General features: G+C 68.1%; 1 protein-coding gene. It reads right to left on the bottom strand.

The genetic code is table 11. The annotated features are described in order from the left end of the window. Window positions 1-235, bottom strand: a 235-nt coding sequence (locus AAEY68_RS21710; protein ID WP_350586901.1) for a DUF4303 domain-containing protein, incomplete at both ends; no start/stop codon positions are given.

Below are 235 nucleotides of genomic sequence, written 5' to 3'. Positions count from 1 at the left end.
GATCGACACGAACAGCGTGATCGCCGCCCGGTCATCGCCCGTGCCGAACACGCCGTCGCGATCGAGCAGCCGCAATGCCTCGATCATGTCGGCGTGCAGTTGCCGGGAAAATTCGCTGAAGCGCGACGGGACGAACTGCGGGCTCAGCACTTCGTCGGCCAGCCGGCCGCAGATCGCGTTGAACGGCGAAGCCTCGGCCGCCGCGTACGCCCACTCGGCCACGCCCCACACGAAC

Origin of the sequence: Pseudoalteromonas sp. RB2-MNA-CIBAN-0110, from assembly GCF_040309305.1 — a bacterium.
In the GTDB taxonomy this organism is placed as follows: domain Bacteria; phylum Pseudomonadota; class Gammaproteobacteria; order Enterobacterales; family Alteromonadaceae; genus Pseudoalteromonas; species Pseudoalteromonas arctica.
This window is presented reverse-complemented; position numbering and strand designations above follow the sequence as displayed.